The sequence below is a fragment of the Mycoplasmopsis ciconiae genome (assembly GCF_036350065.1).
GTDB classification, from domain to species: Bacteria; Bacillota_I; Bacilli_A; order Mycoplasmatales; family Metamycoplasmataceae; genus Mycoplasmopsis; species Mycoplasmopsis ciconiae.
Genome location: NZ_JAZDWZ010000008.1, coordinates 1 through 18,845, shown reverse-complemented (window position 1 = coordinate 18,845; position 18,845 = coordinate 1). Strand labels below are relative to the sequence as shown.

General features: G+C 27.9%; 16 protein-coding genes. 6 read left to right on the top strand and 10 right to left on the bottom strand.

Features of this window, described 5'->3' with window-relative positions:
* Positions 1–79: 79 nt before the first annotated feature.
* A complete protein-coding gene (locus V2E24_RS02795) occupies positions 80–442 on the bottom strand; it encodes a hypothetical protein (protein ID WP_330500905.1) in 363 nt (120 codons plus the stop codon).
* A 173-nt stretch (positions 443–615) separates the two neighbouring features.
* Here V2E24_RS02795 and hrcA point away from each other — a divergent pair, with 173 nt between their 5' ends.
* From hrcA to dnaK, 3 genes are all read left to right on the top strand, one after another.
* Positions 616–1,608: a heat-inducible transcriptional repressor HrcA gene (hrcA, locus tag V2E24_RS02790; RefSeq protein WP_330500904.1), complete on the top strand. Its 993-nt coding sequence runs from the start codon at positions 616–618 to the stop codon at positions 1,606–1,608.
* On the top strand, positions 1,608–2,624 hold the full coding sequence (gene grpE / locus V2E24_RS02785) for a nucleotide exchange factor GrpE (RefSeq protein ID WP_330500903.1): 1,017 nt from the start codon (positions 1,608–1,610) through the stop codon (positions 2,622–2,624). Before hrcA ends, grpE begins: the two co-directional genes overlap by 1 nt.
* Positions 2,625–2,754: 130 nt before the next feature.
* Positions 2,755–4,536: a molecular chaperone DnaK gene (gene dnaK, locus V2E24_RS02780; protein WP_330500902.1), complete on the top strand. Its 1,782-nt coding sequence runs from the start codon at positions 2,755–2,757 to the stop codon at positions 4,534–4,536.
* A 41-nt stretch (positions 4,537–4,577) separates the two neighbouring features.
* Here dnaK and V2E24_RS02775 read toward each other — a convergent pair whose 3' ends face one another.
* The 7 genes from V2E24_RS02775 to V2E24_RS02745 are packed head-to-tail and all read right to left on the bottom strand — an operon-like array spanning position 4,578 to position 12,574.
* Complete coding sequence (locus V2E24_RS02775) at positions 4,578–5,384, bottom strand: alpha/beta fold hydrolase (protein WP_330500901.1); 807 nt, start codon at positions 5,382–5,384, stop codon at positions 4,578–4,580.
* 2 nt (positions 5,385–5,386) lie between these two features.
* On the bottom strand, positions 5,387–6,283 hold the full coding sequence (locus tag V2E24_RS02770; RefSeq protein ID WP_330500900.1) for an ROK family protein: 897 nt from the start codon (positions 6,281–6,283) through the stop codon (positions 5,387–5,389).
* A 1-nt stretch (position 6,284) separates the two neighbouring features.
* On the bottom strand, positions 6,285–7,553 hold the full coding sequence (gene glyA / locus V2E24_RS02765; RefSeq protein WP_330500899.1) for a serine hydroxymethyltransferase: 1,269 nt from the start codon (positions 7,551–7,553) through the stop codon (positions 6,285–6,287).
* Positions 7,554–7,567: 14 nt separating this feature from the next.
* On the bottom strand, positions 7,568–9,733 hold the full coding sequence (locus V2E24_RS02760; protein WP_330500898.1) for a phenylalanine--tRNA ligase subunit beta: 2,166 nt from the start codon (positions 9,731–9,733) through the stop codon (positions 7,568–7,570).
* Entirely contained in the window at positions 9,687–10,406 is a 720-nt protein-coding gene (locus tag V2E24_RS02755; protein ID WP_330500897.1) for a uracil-DNA glycosylase, read from the bottom strand. Before V2E24_RS02755 ends, V2E24_RS02760 begins: the two co-directional genes overlap by 47 nt.
* A complete protein-coding gene (pheS, locus tag V2E24_RS02750; RefSeq protein ID WP_330500896.1) occupies positions 10,396–11,352 on the bottom strand; it encodes a phenylalanine--tRNA ligase subunit alpha in 957 nt (318 codons plus the stop codon). The genes V2E24_RS02755 and pheS overlap by 11 nt, the downstream gene beginning before the upstream one ends.
* A gap of 1 nt (position 11,353) precedes the next feature.
* Positions 11,354–12,574 carry a replication-associated recombination protein A gene (locus V2E24_RS02745; protein WP_330500895.1) on the bottom strand — a complete coding sequence of 407 codons (1,221 nt, stop codon included), beginning with the start codon at positions 12,572–12,574 and terminating at the stop codon, positions 11,354–11,356.
* 180 nt (positions 12,575–12,754) lie between these two features.
* On the opposite strand from V2E24_RS02745, the gene V2E24_RS02740 reads away from it, so the two are divergent.
* The 3 genes from V2E24_RS02740 (at position 12,755) to V2E24_RS02730 (ending at position 16,596) form a co-directional block, all read left to right on the top strand.
* The gene (locus V2E24_RS02740; RefSeq protein WP_330500894.1) at positions 12,755–13,678 is read left to right on the top strand and encodes an endonuclease; all 924 of its coding nucleotides are present in this window, start codon (positions 12,755–12,757) and stop codon (positions 13,676–13,678) included.
* The gene (locus V2E24_RS02735; protein WP_330500893.1) at positions 13,665–14,285 is read left to right on the top strand and encodes a ribonuclease HII; all 621 of its coding nucleotides are present in this window, start codon (positions 13,665–13,667) and stop codon (positions 14,283–14,285) included. Before V2E24_RS02740 ends, V2E24_RS02735 begins: the two co-directional genes overlap by 14 nt.
* A 121-nt stretch (positions 14,286–14,406) precedes the next feature.
* Positions 14,407–16,596, top strand: a complete 2,190-nt coding sequence (locus V2E24_RS02730; protein ID WP_330500892.1) for an endonuclease — start codon at positions 14,407–14,409, stop codon at positions 16,594–16,596.
* Positions 16,597–16,642: 46 nt separating this feature from the next.
* Here the strand turns inward: V2E24_RS02730 and V2E24_RS02725 are convergent, their stop codons facing one another.
* Together V2E24_RS02725 and V2E24_RS02720 are read right to left on the bottom strand one after the other, a co-directional pair.
* Positions 16,643–17,476 (bottom strand): hypothetical protein, encoded by an 834-nt coding sequence (locus tag V2E24_RS02725; RefSeq protein WP_330500891.1) that lies wholly within the window; start codon positions 17,474–17,476, stop codon positions 16,643–16,645.
* Between the two features lie 273 nt (positions 17,477–17,749).
* Positions 17,750–18,845 (bottom strand): hypothetical protein (locus tag V2E24_RS02720; RefSeq protein WP_330500890.1); only part of this gene is annotated, 1,096 nt, incomplete at its 5' end.

The following is an 18,845-nucleotide window of genomic DNA, read 5'->3' as shown; positions in this document are numbered from 1 at the left end:
GGCGTAATATAATTATAAAAAATGCACCTAATTAAATAGATACATTAAAATCTTGTTATTAAAATACATGGAAATAATACTATAAAGTGCTTAAATTTGTTCCTATTAAGAAACTTATTCCTATAAAAATAAAAGTTAATCCTAATATAATTGGTAAATTTTTCTTAAACTGTTCATTTATTGGTAGATACATTCCTGTTTGTTCATATCTTGTAAATTTTGTTCTAGGATGATTATTTTTATACTCTTGCATCTGCAATTCTTTATACTCTTGAGCCTTCTTTTTTCGATACGGATACAAAAAAAACACCGCTATACCCATAATTATAAATAGAATACCAACAGAAATTAGAATCGTTTTAGGCAAATTTATTTGTTGGGTTTGTTGATTATAAAAAGGATTATTTAAAGCATTAATAGATATTGTTTGTAATAAATTCATATGTTAATTTTAATATAAAAAAATAAGTTTATTAAATTTTTATTAAAAGTTATAAAACAATATTTTATTTGATAAAAATATCCATATATATCTGTTTTACAGTAATAAAAATATCTTTTAAAAAAATTAGCAGATTAATAATTTGTTTGCTAAATTAATGTATAATTTATAACATGAATAGAATAAAAGCTGCGCATGAACAAATTTTAAAATGTGTTACAGAAATATATGTAGAAGAGGCTAAATCAGTTTCTAGTTCGTATATTTTAGAAAAATATAATTTAGATATGTCTAGCGCTAAGATTAGATATTTAATGAGCGACCTAGAAGATAATGGTTTATTAGAAAAAACTCATATTTCTTCAGGGAGAATTCCAACAATTAAGGGACTGGAATATTATGCTAAATTTTTAAGTAGCGAAAATTCTTTAAATGTACACAAACAGCTAAGAAAAATTTTCGACCAAAGAAGAGATAAAGTTGATAATACAATTGAACAGGCTGCAAAAATTATTTCTGAAGCCACTGGAATGACTGTTATTACAAAAATTGATCAATCAAATAAATTATTAAAATCAATTCAATTAGTGCCTATTTCTGACTTTAGCGCCACTATTGTTTTGGTAATAAGTTCAGGAGAAGTTTTTTCTAAGTTTATTAACATTAAAGACGCTCAAGAAAATGAAGATTTAAGAGTCGCAATAAGATTGTTTAAAGAAAGGCTAATCGATACACCTTTAAGTCAATTGAGTAATAAAGTTGTACAACTTAAAGATATATTAGCTTCAGCTATCAAAAATTATGAAGATATTCTAGAGAATTTCGTGACAAATATATTTAATATTAACTGCGAATCACAAAATAAAGTATACGGAAAAAACAATATTGTTTTATGTGAACAAATACCACGTAGTGATTTAAACCATATTTTATCTTTAATTGAAAATCAATCTATTTGAGAATTGATTGAAGAAAATGTTGAAGAAGAAGAAAATTTAAAAATAAGTATTAATAATACAGCCGCTTTTATTTCTAAGAGATTAAAAACAAACGATCAAATAAATGAAATTAGCATTGTAGCTGCAAATAACAGTGATTTTAAAAAAATGCGCGGAGCTATTATTTTATTGGAAAACTTACTTAAAGAAAAGGAAGGTAAAAAATAATGTTCAAAAAAGAAGTTATTAAATTTGAAAGAGGTGACAAGGTCGTTGCAGATTTCAAAGTTTTTATAGATGATAATGAAGCTAAAGAATATTCTAAAAGAAGCGAAATTATTTTAGGTAATGACGATTTACTGCCAAATTTTGATAATTTTTTAATTAACAGAAAATTTAAAAAAGAAACTAAAGTTACATTTTTAGCTTCAAAAAATTATCCACTAGAAGAATTAAGATCTAAAAAAATTGATGTTTTATTAAAAGGAATTTTTTTAACAAAAAAAGAAGGTAAAAAAACTAAAGAATCACACGAGTCAAATGATTGATTTGATGAAAAAATGATTAATAAAGTTATACACGAGTCAAATGAATTAGAAAAAAATGTTCTTGGTGAACAGTTAGATTCTGCCTTTAAATTAGTTAGAAACGATAACAATGATCAAATATCTGAATTAAAAAGTCAAATTAGCAAACTTGAAGATGAAAACAAAAATCTTATGGCTTTAATTAGTGAATTAAAAGCTACAAATTTAGCTAATGAATCTGCTTTCAAAGCAAAAGCTAATAATTTAAACGAAAAATTCAAAGAAGAAATTGCAAAAAAAGAGAATGAGTTATTTGAGTATAAAAATAAAATAAACGAAAACCTTCAACGCGAAAAAAGTGAATTAAAAGCGTTTGCTCTTGCTTCTTTTATGGAAGATTTTATTATTCCGTTCAATAACTTTAAACTAGCTATATGAGCCGGAGAAAAATCAAACAATGATTCTGTAAGAAATTATGTTATTGGTTTTGAAATGGTAGATAGACAATTTATGAACGTATTAAGTGATCATAATATAGAATTAATCATACCAAACATAGGTGAGGAATTTAATCCTGATTTACACCAGGTAATTGATATAGATTATAATGACAATTACATTAACAACTCTATAAAAAACGTTAGAAGTTATGGAATAAAAATTAACGATAGAGTTATAAAGCCTGCTAATGTTACTATATATCAGGCTCAAAAGTAAAAATAAAAATTTAGCAATTAAATTGCTTAACTGCTAAAAATGTGTTATAATTATTATATGAATTTGTTAAATAAAAATAATTACAACAACAAATTTATTAATTTATTTTAAATTTATATTGGAGGCAAAGATGGCTAAAGAAATTATTTTAGGAATTGACTTAGGAACTACAAACTCTGTTGTGGCTGTTATGGATGGCAAAAACTCAATGGTTTTAGAAAATCCTAATGGAAAAAGAACAACACCAAGTGTTGTAAGTTTTAAAAACAATGAAACAGTTGTAGGTGAAGTTGCCAAAAGACAAGTTGAAACAAACCCAAATACAATTGTATCTATTAAAAGATTAATGGGGTCTTCAAAAACTGTTCACGCTAATAATAAAGATTATAAACCTGAGGAAGTTTCAGCTATGATTCTTTCATACTTAAAAGAATATGCTGAAAAAAAATTAGGTCAAAAAGTGACAAAAGCTGTTATTACAGTTCCTGCTTACTTTGATAACGCTCAACGTGAAGCAACAAAAATTGCTGGTAAAATTGCTGGTTTAGATGTTTTAAGAATTATCAACGAACCTACCGCAGCTGCTCTTGCATTTGGTTTAGATAAAACTCAAAAATCAATGAAAGTTTTAGTTTATGACTTAGGTGGAGGTACTTTTGACGTTTCTGTTTTAGAATTAGAAAATGGTACTTTTGAGGTTCTTTCTACAAGTGGTGATAACCACCTTGGAGGAGATGACTGAGATCATGAAATTGTAAAATGAATGATCAATAAAATTAAAACTCAATATAACTATGATCCTTCTAATGATAAAATGGCTATGGCTCGTTTAAAAGAAACAGCTGAAAAAGCAAAAATTGATTTATCTAATCAATCAGTAGCTTCAATTAACTTACCATTCTTAGCTGTTACTTCAGATGGACCTGTTAATGTTGAATTAGAACTTAAACGTAGCGAATTTGAAGAAATGACAGCTTATTTAGTTGATAAAACCAGAAAACCTATCGAAGACGCTTTAAAAGAAGCTAAAATTACAGCTAATGACTTGAATGAAGTTTTATTAGTTGGAGGTTCAACAAGAATTCCTGCTGTTCAAGAAATGGTAAAAAGAACTTTAGGAAAAGAACCTAATCGTTCAATTAACCCTGACGAAGTTGTTGCTATTGGTGCAGCTATTCAAGGTGGAGTTTTAGCTGGTGATATTGAAGATATTTTATTATTAGATGTTACTCCATTGACATTAGGAATTGAAACTATGGGTGGTGTTGCTACACCTTTAATTCCAAGAAACACAACAATCCCAGTTGTTAAATCACAAATTTTCTCTACAGCAGCTGATAATCAAAGCGAAGTTACAATTAGCGTTGTTCAAGGTGAGAGACCTTTAGCGCGTGATAACAAAATGTTAGGACAATTTAATTTAAGTGGTATCGAACCAGCTCCTAGAGGTGTTCCACAAATTGAAGTAAGTTTTTCAATCGACGTTAATGGTATTACAAAAGTTACAGCTAAAGATTTAAAAACTAACAAAGAACAAACAATTACAATACAAAATTCATCAAAACTAAGCGATGAAGAAGTTCAAAGAATGGTTAAAGAAGCTGAAGAAAATCGTGAAGCGGACGCTAAACGTAAAGAAGAAATCGAAACAATAATTAGAGCTGAATCATTAGTTAGTCAAATTGAGAAAGCTAATGCTGAACAAGGTGACAAAATGGATGCTAAAACTAAAGAAGAAAGCGAAAAAATGCTTACTGAATTAAAAGATTTAATTGCTAAAAAAGATATCGCAACATTAAAAGAAAAATTAGATCAAATAGAAAATTTAGTAAGGGACTTTAGTAATTACGCAGCTCAACAATCTTCACAAAAATCTTCTAACGATGAAGATGTAGCTGAAATAGTCGAATAATAAAAACTACCTAATTAAAGGTAGTTTTTTTGTATCAATTGTTATATTTTTAAAAACTCTTCTAATCGAAAAACAAAATCATTATAATTTTCTAATCAAATTGAATGGCCGCTTTTTTCAATTTTATATAATTTAAAATTACTATAATCTTTGTAATAATTAGGAAATTCTTCAACAGGAACTATTCCGTCACTTTCGCCATAAAAAACTGCAACAGGTTTTTTAAAGTTTTTCATTCCTAACTCAATAGCATTCATGTTTTCTAGATTAGGCAATGAATGACCTAATTGATAAATATAATTAAGCTTCTCTTGATTATTATTAAAATAATTATCCATTTTTTCTTTTAAATGAGGTGTTTCCAAAAATTTTTGTGGATTGTAGTAACATAAATGAACAAGTTTTTTATATTCTTCAAAATTTCTAGGAAAAAAGCATTCTTCAAATTCTTCAACCTTTGATAATCCTGCCTTAGTCATTGGTCCAACTAAAACAATTTTTTCTATATAACTATTTAATTGATCAGCAACCATCATAGCCAATCCCCCGCCCATAGAATGCCCGATGATAGTTAAATTATCGTATTTTTGATTTTTTATAAAATTTTCAAGCACTTGCTTAAAATACAATAAATTAATTTTGTTTTTATGGAATTGGCTATTGCCGTGAATAGGCATGTTAATTCCTACAAAATTATAGTCATTAGCAAAATATTCAAATACTTTATCAAAGTAATTATAATCGCTTGAGAAGCCATGAACAAAAAGTAGTGTTTTATCTTTACTGTTGTTTTGTTCAAAATATCCAATATTTAGATCGTCGTATTTATAAATTTTATAATCGCGCATAACTAAAAGCCTGCAATAGTATCTTTTATTAAATAATCTAAACCAATTAAGGCTGAATCATCTCCATGTTGATCAAAATTAAAGTTAACTACTTCAAATTGTTTGATATCTGTGAAATTTTTAGCAAGATTAATCGCTTCTTTAACAAATCATAAATTATTATTTGTTACACTTCCACCAAAAGACATGATGCTTGGATTGTTAAAGGCAATAGATGTAGCGATCACCTTAGCTAAAGTTAATATCCCCTCATCAATAATTTTTGTGGCCAAAGGATCTTTTTTGTATAGATCGAAAATTTCTTTAGCTTTTAAATTTTTATTTGAATATAGTTTATATCTTAGTTCAATTCCAGTTCCACTTGCAAATAATTCTGCTGAATATGGTGGCAAGTGAAAACCTTCTTCATAAACATTACCTAACGGAATTTTTGCTATTTCTTGAGCTATGTAATTGTAGCCAGTAAAAATTTTATTTTTTATAACTAACCCCGCACCCAAACCGGTGCTGACTGTGAAAAATTGTGTTACATCGTTTTGAGTACCTAAATGTGTATAGTGATTACTTAAAGCCATAACATTTGCGTCATTTTCAAAAACAATAGCTTCAAGAAAGTGACGCTCTAATATGTATTGTTTAACATTTAAATTTTCCCATCCACTTAAATTTGGGCTTTTAAATATAATTCCGTTCTTATAATCAGCTGGACCTGGGATGCATAAAGCTAATGCATTTATCTCATACTCTTTAAGTAAAGAAATTAAATGATCTAAAGTTTGAGAGTAATTTTTTTGATTAGTTTCAAATTTTATTTTTTTTAAAATTTTACCTTCTTCAATCAAAGCAAATCTTGTATTTGTGCCACCTATATCTACACTAGCAAATTTATATTTAGACATATTAAATATACTCCTTTTTAATAGGGAATTTGCTTGTCATATACTCAACTTTATCTAAAAGTTTTCTTCTTAATTCAATAGATATATCTGTGTCTTCGTTTAAAAGTTCATAATTTCTTAAGATTGTGTCGATAATTTCCGCTAATTCTGATCACATTGTGAAACCTCTAGAAGTCATTGCGGCAGTTCCGACTCTTAAACCGCTTCCTAATGTTGGACTTAAAGTATCAAAAGGAATTGTGTTTTTATTAGTTGTTATGTTGAAAGTTTCTAAAATACTTTCAGCTTGTTTCCCGTTTAATTTGTAATTTTCTAAAACATTAATTGTAAAAAGGTGATTATCGGTACCATTAGAAACGATTTTTAAACCTCTGTCTAAAAATCATTGACAAAATTCTTTGGAATTTTTAACAACATCTTCACCATATTGTTTAAATGAAGGTTGCAACGCTTCAAAGAAAGCAACTGCTTTTCCGGCAATTGTGTGGAATAAAGGTCCACCTTGATATCCAGGGAATACTCAACGATTGATTTTTTTAGCCAATTCTTCATCGTTAGTCATAATTACACCCCCGCGAGCTCCTCTAAGTGTCTTGTGTGTTGTACTTGTTATAACATCTGCATAACCTACAGGTGAAGGATGTACTCCAGCAGCTACTAAGCCAGCAATGTGCGCTATATCAGCTAACAATTTAGCGCCACACTTATCAGCTATTTCTCTAAATTTTTTAAAGTCAATAAACCTTGAATAAGCGCTATATCCGCAAATAATTAAATCTGGTTTAACTTCCATAGCTAAATCCAAAATTTGATCATAATCAAGTAAAGCATCTTTAGACAAACTATAGGGGATAGATTCGTAAAAAATACCACTAAAACTAATTTTGTAACCGTGTGTTAAGTGACCTCCACAATCAAGTGACAAACCCATAATTTTTCCGCCACTTGGAACCAAAGAAGCTATAGCCGCAGCATTTGCAACACTTCCTGAGTAAGGTTGAACATTTGCGTATTTAACATTAAAAATTTCTTTTAATCTATCTATTGCCGCTTGTTCAATAACATCTACATTCTCGCAACTTCCGTAATATCTTTTACCTGGGTAACCTTCACCGTATTTGTTGGTTAAAACACTCCCTTGAGCTTTTAATACATCTTCAGATGTGTAATTCTCGCTAGCTATTAATTCAATGTGATTTTGTTGTCTTACTAATTCATTATTTATCGCGTCCTGAACTAATTTATCGTGTAATTTAATTTTGTCGTACATTAATCCCTCCTATTTTATTTATTAAAATGGTTATTAATTTTCTCTATTTCTTCTGAGTAACCATAAACTCTAAAAGTTAGGTTTTTAATATCATCTTTAACGAATTCATCAATCTGTTGAATTTGGTAGACATTAGCAATTGAATTGATCTCTTCAATAATATAATTAGAGTTTTGTTTTGTTTTTAAGCTAAATGTTAAATCTAAAGTCTTAAGTGGCTCTGGATTAATATTTTTAAAGTTAATTTTAGGATTAATATCTTTTTTAATAAATTCAGCATAATAAATTTGTGTTGTGTCATATTTAGGATTCAATTTTCCTAATCAACCTATAAACATGTCGTTTAAGTATATTTTGGCAGAAACGTTAGGGTGTATAAATTCATTATCACTAAAAGGTAAGAATTTTAAATTATCATTTTTATAGTAATTTAAAATTATTCTTTTAAGATCAACAAAATTTAAAGTACTTGAAGCTAAAGCAATATGAAAATGATTGTGATTAACCATACCTTCTTCAAAGATGTTAATATTGCTTATTTTACGTTTTTGATTATACTCAACCACTTCTTTAAAGCTTGTAATTAAACTATTTCTAATTTCTTCTCTTTCTTTGGAAACAAAAGTTTCTAACTTAACATTATTGTCAAAGTTAAATGGATTGAATTTATTTATTTGACTTGAAACAAGTGAAAAAGTTCTAATCTCGCTAAAATTATTATTAGCAAAAAACTCTTTAGTTAAATCTCTTTTAACTGTTTTAAGTGGCTTAATATTTGGTTGAATAGCTACAAAATTATCATATTTATAAAATCTAAATAACTCTTCAATAATGTCCTCGAAAAACTCTACATCATAACGATAATTTGGAACAATTATTTTATTGTCTTCAAAAACAAAACCAAGTGATTTTAATTTATTGATCGCTTCATCGAAAACACTAAGTTCTTCTAAACCTGAATAAATTTTTAATTTATCTGCGTTAAAATCGATTGATTTTGTAACTAATTGTGTTGGTAAATTTACAAAATTAGAAACTTGACAAAAATCTTGAACATTTTTATAAATAAATTCCATTCCCAAAATTAATGCCTCGGCTGTTATTACTCTAGAGGCTTGGTTAGAAGAGTTAGAATTTATTTTTATTTCTTTAGCCGCGTGTCTTACATCTTTATTATTAAAGTTACCTACTTCAAAAATAAAATGTGTTGTTTTATCAGTAACTTTAGAATTTTCTAACCCCATAACAGAGGCAATACTAATAGGTTTTAAAGCATCTTTAATTACTAAAACATCTTTTACTTCAACAACTTTGTTACCTAAAATTTCTAATTGTCCGCTATAGTAATCACATGTTATATTTTTAGATATCTTATTAGCGTCATAAACGTGAGCTGTTGCCCCTGTCATTAATAATGTTAAATTTGTTAAATTAACAAAATATCCTAAAGTAGCGTCTATTTCGTGTTTAGCTAAAAATAAACGAGTCTGAAAATCCTCATGAGGTTGCTTATCTAATTTAACTTCTAAGAAACTAAGCTCACTTGCTTTATTTTTATCTACTACAATTTGACTTTGAAAATCTGGTTTTCTTAAATTTAAATCTAAATTGACATCACATTGGTAATAAGCTGCTAGTTCTTTTGCAAAAATTATGTATGAGTTTGCATCATTTCTGTTTGCTGTTATGCTAATATCTAAAATATAATCATCTAAACCTAAAAAATCCATCGCATCAGTATCAATACTTACCAAATCTTTAGGCATTCTTAAAATATGATTACCTTGATTATTAACATATTTGTGGTTGTATCCTAACTCTTCTAAAGCAGCAAACATCCCTTGACTTTCAATTCCTTTTAATTTTTTGGCACTAAAAGTTAAATCACCTTTTTTAGCCCCCACAGGGAAAAATGGAACAATATCTCCCACTTGTAAAACTGTGTCAGTTGTTTGAATAATGTGCTCTCCATTTTTAGATAAAACTTTAGCAACTGTTAAATTATCTGAATTAGGGTTTTTATATAATTCAATAATTTCTCCAAATAAAACACCTTCAACATCAGAAAATTTAGTAAAAGATTCAACTTCGAAACCTAGTGTATTAATTACCTTTACTACAGATTCATCCAATTTAATGCTTGGTATTAATTTGTTTAATCATTTCAGAGATAGCAACATCTTCATCCTCCTTTTTTAAATCTCATACAATTGGTTTTAAATTATTTGATACTAATAAATTATTAATTTGTTTGAATAAATGTGAATCTTTAAAAGAATGTCTATAACTTAAGGGTGAAGGGTGTGATAAATAAATTACATTATCACTTTTAATATCACATTTTTCAAAAAAGCTTTGAGCCTGTTTTCCTAAAATAACAAAAACAGCTTTTTTATTTTTTTCGTAAACCGCTTGCAGGCAGGCTTTTGTGAAATTTTCTCATCCTAGATTTTTATGTTGCAGAGCACCTTTTGTTGTTGTGGTTAAATAAATATTTAAAAGTAAAACACCTTGTTTTGCTCAAGAATTTAGCGAATTTGTTTCTAAATTAACATCCGGATAGTCTTTTTTTAATTCTTCTAAAATATTAGCTAAAGTTTTTGGTGTTTTCTTACTTCTTGTACTATAGGCTAATCCATCAGCAACACCTTGTAAATAATAAGGATCTTGTCCTAAAAAAACAACTTTAGTATCTTGAATCTCAAAAAAATCTAAAGCCCTAAAAATATCAGCTGGCTCTTGAGGCATTATCTTTTGACCTAATTTTTCGGATTTTTGAAGTTCTTCAAAAATGTTTTGAAAATATGGTTTCTTACCTTCTTCACCTAACAAAGTGATTCAACTATTTTTCATATTTAAATTCTCCTAAAACCCTAAGATCATTTCTGTAAAAATCTCTTATATCTGTAACATTGTATTTGATCATAGCTAATCTTTCAATCCCAATTCCAGCAGCAAAACCATTTAACTTATCATCACTAAAACCAGCAAACTTAAATACATTTGGGTGTAACATACCAGCACCTAAAACTTCTATTCAACGATTATTGTAAAAAATATCTACTTCAACACTTGGTTCAGTAAAAGGAAAATAACTAGGTCTTAGTCTAATTTCTAATTCTTTTTCAAATACATAACTTAAAAGTGATTTCAATGTTCAAATTAAGTTACTAAAACTTACTTTTCCTACACTTACAAAATCTACTTGAGTAAATTGGTGTGAGTGTGTAGCATCATCTTCATCATTACGGTATACCTTACCAATAGCAAATGTAGAAAATTCTTTATTTGCGTTTTTTTCAAGTTCAATTGCTGTAATTCCTGTATTGTGAGTTCTCAATAGTGTAGTGGCGTTTAAATAAAGAGAATCTTGCATAGCTCTAGCTGGGTGTTCTTTAGCAATATTTAATTTTTCAAAGTTATATAAATCACTTTCGATTTCACCAGCATACTCTTGATAGTAACCATGTTGTATAAATCAATCTTTAAGTCTATTTTCAATTAAGGTTATTGGGTGAAGTGAGCCGCTAAAATAAACTGGTTCGCTTATGTCAACAAATTCACTATTAATTTTGTGTTGGATTCTTAAATTATCAAGCTTTAAATTAGCTTCTTTAAAAAAGTTTTCGTACTCATTTTTTAAAGAAGCTAATTTTTGGCCAAGTTGTTTTTTTTCTTGGACTGGCGCTTTTTTAATTTCTTGTTGAAGTAATGTAAATTCACTATCAGCTGCATATAATTTACTTTTAATTTGCTTTAAATCTTCTAATGAATTTATTAAATCTAAAGATAGTTTCATTCTAATCTCCTTTATTAAAATTTTTAATTAATTCTCAATACTTTTGATATTTTTTTTCGTTTCCGTTTTGTTGTGGTTGATAAAAATTCATATCAGCTATTTTTGTAGGTAAATACTGCTGTTGTACTCAATTATTTGGAAAATCATGCGGATATTTATAATTTATACCATCTCCTAATTTAGAAGCTGATTTATAATGAGCATCCCTAAGATGTTTGGGTATCTCGTATATATGACCACTTTCAATTAAAGAATTAGCCTTATTTCAAGCTAAATAAGTAGAATTACTTTTAGGTGATAAAGCTAAATCCACAATAATAAAAGCAATTGGTAAATTAGCTTCAGGAAAACCAAGTCTCTCAACTGAATTAAAAGCTGCTTCAACTCTTAAAACTATATCAGGATTAGCCATTCCTATATCTTCATACGCAACAGCATTAATCCTTCTAAATAAACCTAAATAATCCCCACTTTTAATAATTAATGCTCCATAATATAAGGCTGCATCTACATCACTCCCACGCAAAGATTTATGAAAAGCACTTAAATTATTGTAGTGAGCGCTTGAATTGGCATCGCTATAAAAATTAATATTGGGAATAATTAATTTTAAATCTTCTTTAGTTATTTTTTGATTTGGTTTAGAAAGCAAAGAAATTAATTGCAAATTATTCAAAGAATTACGATAATCGCTAGAACTAAAGTGTGCAAGTTCTTTGAGTGTTGCATAATCAATTAATAAATCCGGATATAAATCGTTTTTTATTTTTTGAAGACTATCGGTTATTTCGTCAATATCTATTTTTTTAAATTCTAAAATTTGCATTCTACTTCTTAATGCTGGATTAACCTTAAAATAAGGGTTTTCAGTTGTTGTTGCATAAATTATTATTTGATCAAATTCTAAATAAGAAAGTAGAATATCTTGCTTATCTTTGTTCAATCGATGTATTTCATCGATTATTAAAATATCATTATTTTCAATCTTATTTACTAAATCACTTTTAGAGTGTATTGTGGCATTAAAATATGCGTATTTTTTTTGAATGTCGTTAGCTAAGGCAAATGCACAACTACTTTTACCAATTCCACTTTCTCCAAAAAAGATAAAACTAGTATTTAATTGCTCTTTAGCAATTTCTTTTAGTAGTGGAATTATGTGTTGTTGACCTATTACTTGTTCAAGTGTTTTTGGCCTTAGTTGATTAGCTAAATTATTCATATTTAAATTTTAATTAAAATATATTTATTTTGATGTAAAAAAATAATATTTTGAAGGAACAATTTTGTTTTTTGTTATTGTTTTTAAGCACTTTTATAAAAGTGATTTTGGTGTAACAGCCCCTTTTTAAGAGTTGATTAAAGTGATAAAATTTTAATTAAGTTTTATAACGGAGAAAAAATGAAAAAGATTACGAAAATATTAACCTCTTTGGCTATATTTGCGACTTTAAGTGCTGCATATTTAAGTGTTTCATGTCAAAAGCAAGAATCTGAGAATTATAATAATTCTAAATATGTTTATGATTCATCAAATAACTATTACGCTGACGCTGATGGCTTAAGCGGAAAACAACTTTTTGATAAGTTAAGCGAAATTCAACAAAGACATTTAGATCAAATAAATTCATATAATGATTTAAAAAACTTATACATAAACACAAATGCTTTTAGAGATGATATTTATGAAAAAGATAACTCTCTTTTAGATATTTACAGTGAAAACCCAGATGGGGTTGATCCATATGTTTATAAAAATTATCAAGGCGGAAATGGTGTTAATGAAGGAAGCGGAACAAATAGAGAACATTTAATTCCTCAATCGTGATTTAATAGAAAAGAACCAATGAGAAATGACGCGCATCATGTTTGACCTACTGATATTCTGGTTAATAGACAAAGAGGTAATTTGCCGCACGATGATGTAATTCACTTAGAAAGCGAAACTAAAAACAAATCTAAATTAGGTAAAAACAAAAATCAAGAAGATGTATTTGAACCAGTAAATGCTTTTAAAGGTGATATAGCTAGAGCTTATTTATATTTTGCCTTAACATACAATAATCAAGACATATATCAAAATAAAAATAACGTTTTTAAAAATAAGTTCCCTTATATTAAAAAAGATTATTTACAAACGTATTTAAAGTGAAACAACAATGATTCTTTAGATTATTTTGACGTTAAAAGAAACAATGAAATTTATAAGAATCACTCAATTGGTCTTAGAAACCCTTTTAGCGACTATCCTGATTTAGCTGAAAATTTATTTGGAGAAAATCCTAAACCATTTATAGACAAGGGTGTTTTAGTTGAAATCAAATAATTTTTATGAGGATTTAACTGAAAATAAATCCAAATATATAATCGGTTGCGACGAAGTGGGCAGAGGAACATGAGCAGGACCGCTTGTGGCCGCATGTGTAATGTTACCTCCAAATATAAATAATGAACTTATAAAAGATAGTAAAAAGGTTGCAAAAAATAAACATCAAAATCTATATGAATGAATTACTCAAAATTCCTTAGAATACTATATACAAGTGATTGAAGTAGAAACTATAGAAAAAATAGGTCCTAAAAAAGCATCAATTTTAGCAATGCAAATGTGTCTTGATAAATTTAAAAATAAGGCAGATTTAACTATTATAGACTTTGAAAAAATAGATCAAAAATACATGCCTTTTTTAAGTGTTAAAAAAGGTGAAGAATTTTCTAAAAATGTATCTGCAGCTAGTTTAGTGGCAAAATTTTATCGTGATCAACTAATGAAACAATTAGCACTAATATATCCACACTATGGGTTTGAAACCAATAGTGGATACGGAACTAAAAAACATATTAATGCTCTAGAAAAATACGGGATTATTAAAGGTGTTCACCGTCAAACATATAAGCCCATACAAAAAATTATTCAAAAACATAAAAAATAATGAATTGTCATTATTTTTTTATTTTTCCACATTTGCGTTAAAAAATCTCACATTTTTATCTGTTTCATTACATTAATTTGTGAAGTGATAAAATAAAAGTTAATAGTAAAAAAGGAAAACTATGAATAGAAACAAAAAAATATTAACAATATTTGCATCAGCTTCTTTTTTAAGTTCTGTTATTTTGGGAGTTTCGTGCTCTCCTACAGCAAAAAAAGATGATACAAGAACAAAAGAAAATACACAAAAAGACACTAACAATAAAGAAGATCAAGTAAATCAAAATGTTAAAACACAAGATTCTGATCAAAGTTCTAATAATCAAAACACACAAACACAACAACAGGATCAAGATACAACAAACACAATTAATGATCATTTAAAAAGCAATTCAAATACAAGTGATACTCCAACAAAAGAAACAAATGTTTCCACTACTCCAGAAATTACAGATAACTCTGAAAAAAACTCACAAACAGATAAAGATGAGGCTGAAGACAATTCAGTACCACAAACAGCAGAACCAACATCTACAAATGATAGTTCATCAAATAAAAATTTAGCACCGGCAACCGGTAATGAAAATTCAAAACCTGATTCAGCAGATAAAACATCTACAACTGACCAAACTTCGACTGCAAAAGAAGAAACACCAAAAACTAACACACAACAAACAAATATCGATGAATCTTCAACTCAAGCTGGAGATACTCAACAACAAAATAATCCTGAATCTTCAGATGCTAATGCTCTTTCATCTACTGATGAGTCTAAAAAAACATCAGAGTTAACTCAATCACAAAATGAAGAAAGTCAAAAACCTGAAGAAAATAGCGACCAAATTCAAAACATTAATCCTGAAAACACAAATAAAGATAATTTAAATAACATTGAAAACTCTAATGAACAAACAAGTGTACATGAAAGTTCAAATGTTGTTTTGGCAGAGGATACGCAAACAGATGTTCAAGATTCAGCAAACAAAGAGGTTAATAACCAAGAAAATACTGATGCACAACAACAAGCAAGTGAAATTGACACACCTTTAAAACTTTATAATCCAAAAGAACTTGTAAAATTTGCAAAGTATTCACAATCCAAAAATTATAAACGCATCAGATTAACATACAAAAAAGATGGATTATACTCTTATTACAAGGAACAAAAGCAAGAAAATAAAATATTCCAAAATTCTGATGAAAGTAAATCTTCTGATTTTGATTCAGTGAAGAACTATATTAAAAATAAAAAAATATTATTTCAATACATGGATTTTGAGTTTGATATTGAAGAGGGTATTTTAAGTGTTGATATAGAATTTGGTTATAAAAATAAAAAAATTGAGTATAAGATAAAAGTCAACATAGATACAAATGAAGTTAGTTTTATTGAAGGCTCTACAAATAACGACCAAACAGAACAAACAAACGACTCATCTAACTTATCTAAACCAACAACATCAGCAACTAATAATACAACAAGAGTGGAAGAATCTAAGTTAATTTACGATACAAGTAACGACTATTATAAAGAAGCTGATGGTCTTAGTGGTCAAGAATTATTTAATAAACTTAATGAAATTCAAAACAAACACAACAAGAGTGTAAAAACATACTCGGCTTTAACTGGATTTTATGATAATTATTCTGCGTTTAAGGACAATTATTTCGAAAAGGACGGTACTATTTTAGATATTTATAGCGAGAACCCTAATGGTGCGGATCCATATGTTTATGCTGCATATGGCGGCAATAACGGAGCAATTGAAGGTGGAGGAACTAATAGAGAACATTTAATTCCTCAATCGTGATTTAATAAAAATGATCCAATGAGAAGCGACGCACATCACGTTTGACCTACAGATATTAAGGTTAATAATATTAGAAGTAACTATCCTCATGATAATGTGGTTAGAGCAACTCAAACTACACAAAATAATTCCAAATTAGGGTATAACGTAAACAATGTAACTGTTTTTGAACCTGTGGATGCTTTCAAAGGAGATATCGCTAGAGCTTATTTATATTTTGTTTTAAGTTATAAAAACAAAGACATATATAATGTGAAAACAAATATATTTTTAAAACAATTCCCTTATATTAAAAATCATTTCTTTAATACTTACTTGAATTGATCTAAAAATGATCCAATCGATTTGTTCGATGTAAAACGTAACAATGAAATAGCTAAATATCATTCAATTGGACTTAGAAATCCTTTTAGTGATTACCCAAATTTAATTGAAAATCTTTTTGGAGAAAATCCTAAACCATTTATAAACAAGGGTGTTTTAGTAGATATCAAACAATAAAAAAATATTGGACCTTGGTCCGATATTTTTTATTATTTCATTAATTTTAGTTCTGAGGTTTAGCAATAATATATTTAAATTCTTGACTTTGCTTTTGGTTGGATAAATCCTGAGTTAATTGTCCTTCAATTTCATAAACTTTAAATTTAAATGATAAACTACCATCTTCTTCTAAATTAAAGTCAAATGTTGGTCTAAAGTAATCGCTAATTCTACCAATTGGATAAACACCTGGTTTTTTATTATTTAAATCTTCGTAACTAAATATTTCTAACGCTTGTGGAGTAAAAATAAAATTATCAAATCTACGAACTGGATTTGTAATACCGAATTTTGAATCTTTAGAATAATAAGTAACAACAGATCTTTTTGGAGTTGATTTACTTTTCTCAATTTTTCCAATTATGTCATTATATTCATCTTGATTAACACTGAAGTTAAAAATCATATTTTGTTTTGCAAGTTCCACTAATTTTTCATATTTTGTTAAATTAGAATCTTGAGGAGTTTGGCTTTCGTTGCTGTTCGCTGTGGCTGATTCTGCTTGTTGTTGTGTGTTTTGAGTTGATTCTTGGTTTGGTGTGGTTGTTTGACTTTCACTTGAGTTAGTTGAATCAGCTTGTTGTTGTGTATTTTGATTTGATTCTTGGTTTGGTGTGGTTGCTTGACTTTCACTTGAGTTAGTTGAATCAGCTTGTTGTGTGTTTTGAGTTGATTCTTGGTTAGATGTATTAGTGTTTTGACTTTCGTTTGAAGATGATGAATTATCAGGGTTATTATTTATATCTTTTGAACATGATACAACTGTTGTTGCTAAAGCTGTTGAACCTAAAATTAAAGTACTATTTAATAGTAAAAATTTAAATCTTTTTCTTGTCATAGGTTCGAATTATATAGGTAATTGACTTTAAAAACAAGAAAAAAATTATGAAAATTCTTTTCAAAATATACTTAAAAAAATATATTTTTTCATTATTTTGAGTTAAATTCTATCTAAAATGATGATCCGGAAATGTGGAAATTACATATACTCCTGTTATCATTGTTTATTCGCTTATGTATGAAAAGAACTAAATAAATAATTAGTTTTGTTTAAACATATTTTTCAAAAAATGTATAAAAAAATATTGGAATAAAATTCCAATATTTTTTATTATTGTTCAACTCCTTCGGTGTTAAATCTTACTGTTATTCTTGATCCTTCATGTACGTATCTAAACTCTATCTGGTCGTCTCTGAATGCTATGTCATATTTTGGGCCTAATTCAGTAATTCTTGCCCCTTTTTTTGTTGATAACAATACTGCTCCGTCATGAGTCACGTTTATGTTGCCGTTATCATTTGTATATTGTAATTTAACACGTTGACCCCCACCTGATTTGGCGACTTCAAGCGCTTTTTTAACGTCGACAACAAAAAAAGCTTTTCTCATTGTTTCTAGAGTAGGTCTATCATTTGCTTCTTGTTTTTGTTCTTGTTGTGGTAATGTAAATGATTCGGTTACATTATTTTTATTATAACCAAATGATATGGTAATAACACTAGGATTATCTTTAGTGAATGATGCGTTTACAAATTTATTTTCACCTTCGCCACTTAAAGATAAAGTATTTAGGTCGTAATCAGACGCTTTTGTAAATACAACTAAATCATTTTCTAGATTTCCGCTTCTAATTTTTAAAACCAAATTATTATCTTTTACTAGTAAAAATGCATTAGTGCTAGCTGATTTGTTAATATAATCTTGCAATTCAGGATAAATTGATTCGTTTATTTGGAAAAATTGTGAAATTTTTGGTAATTCAGGAGCTTTTACGGATGATAAATCAATATCAAAGGTAATTCAGAATTCTTTATTTTGCACTAATTCTTCATAATAAATAGTATATCTTAACTTTATTAAACCTTTATTATCTTTACCTGAGTCGAATTGATAAACTATAGCAGGTTTTCTATGTTCGTTTAATAATTTTTGGAAAGCTGCTGAATCTTCTATAACATCTTTATTTATATTAAAAAGAAGTGTTCCATCTTCAGAAAATAATTGTAGTTCATTGTTTTGAAGTTTTGCTGTTAAAAAGATTAATGTTTTTGAATTATCTTGTGCAGCTTTAACTAATTCTAATATTTTAGCATTAGTGTTTTCATCATTATTTATAACAAAAGCGTTTTCTAATGATTCAGGAGATTTATTTGTTGTTTCAGCTGGTTGTGTTGTTTCAGCTGGTTGTGTTGTTTCAGCTGGTTGT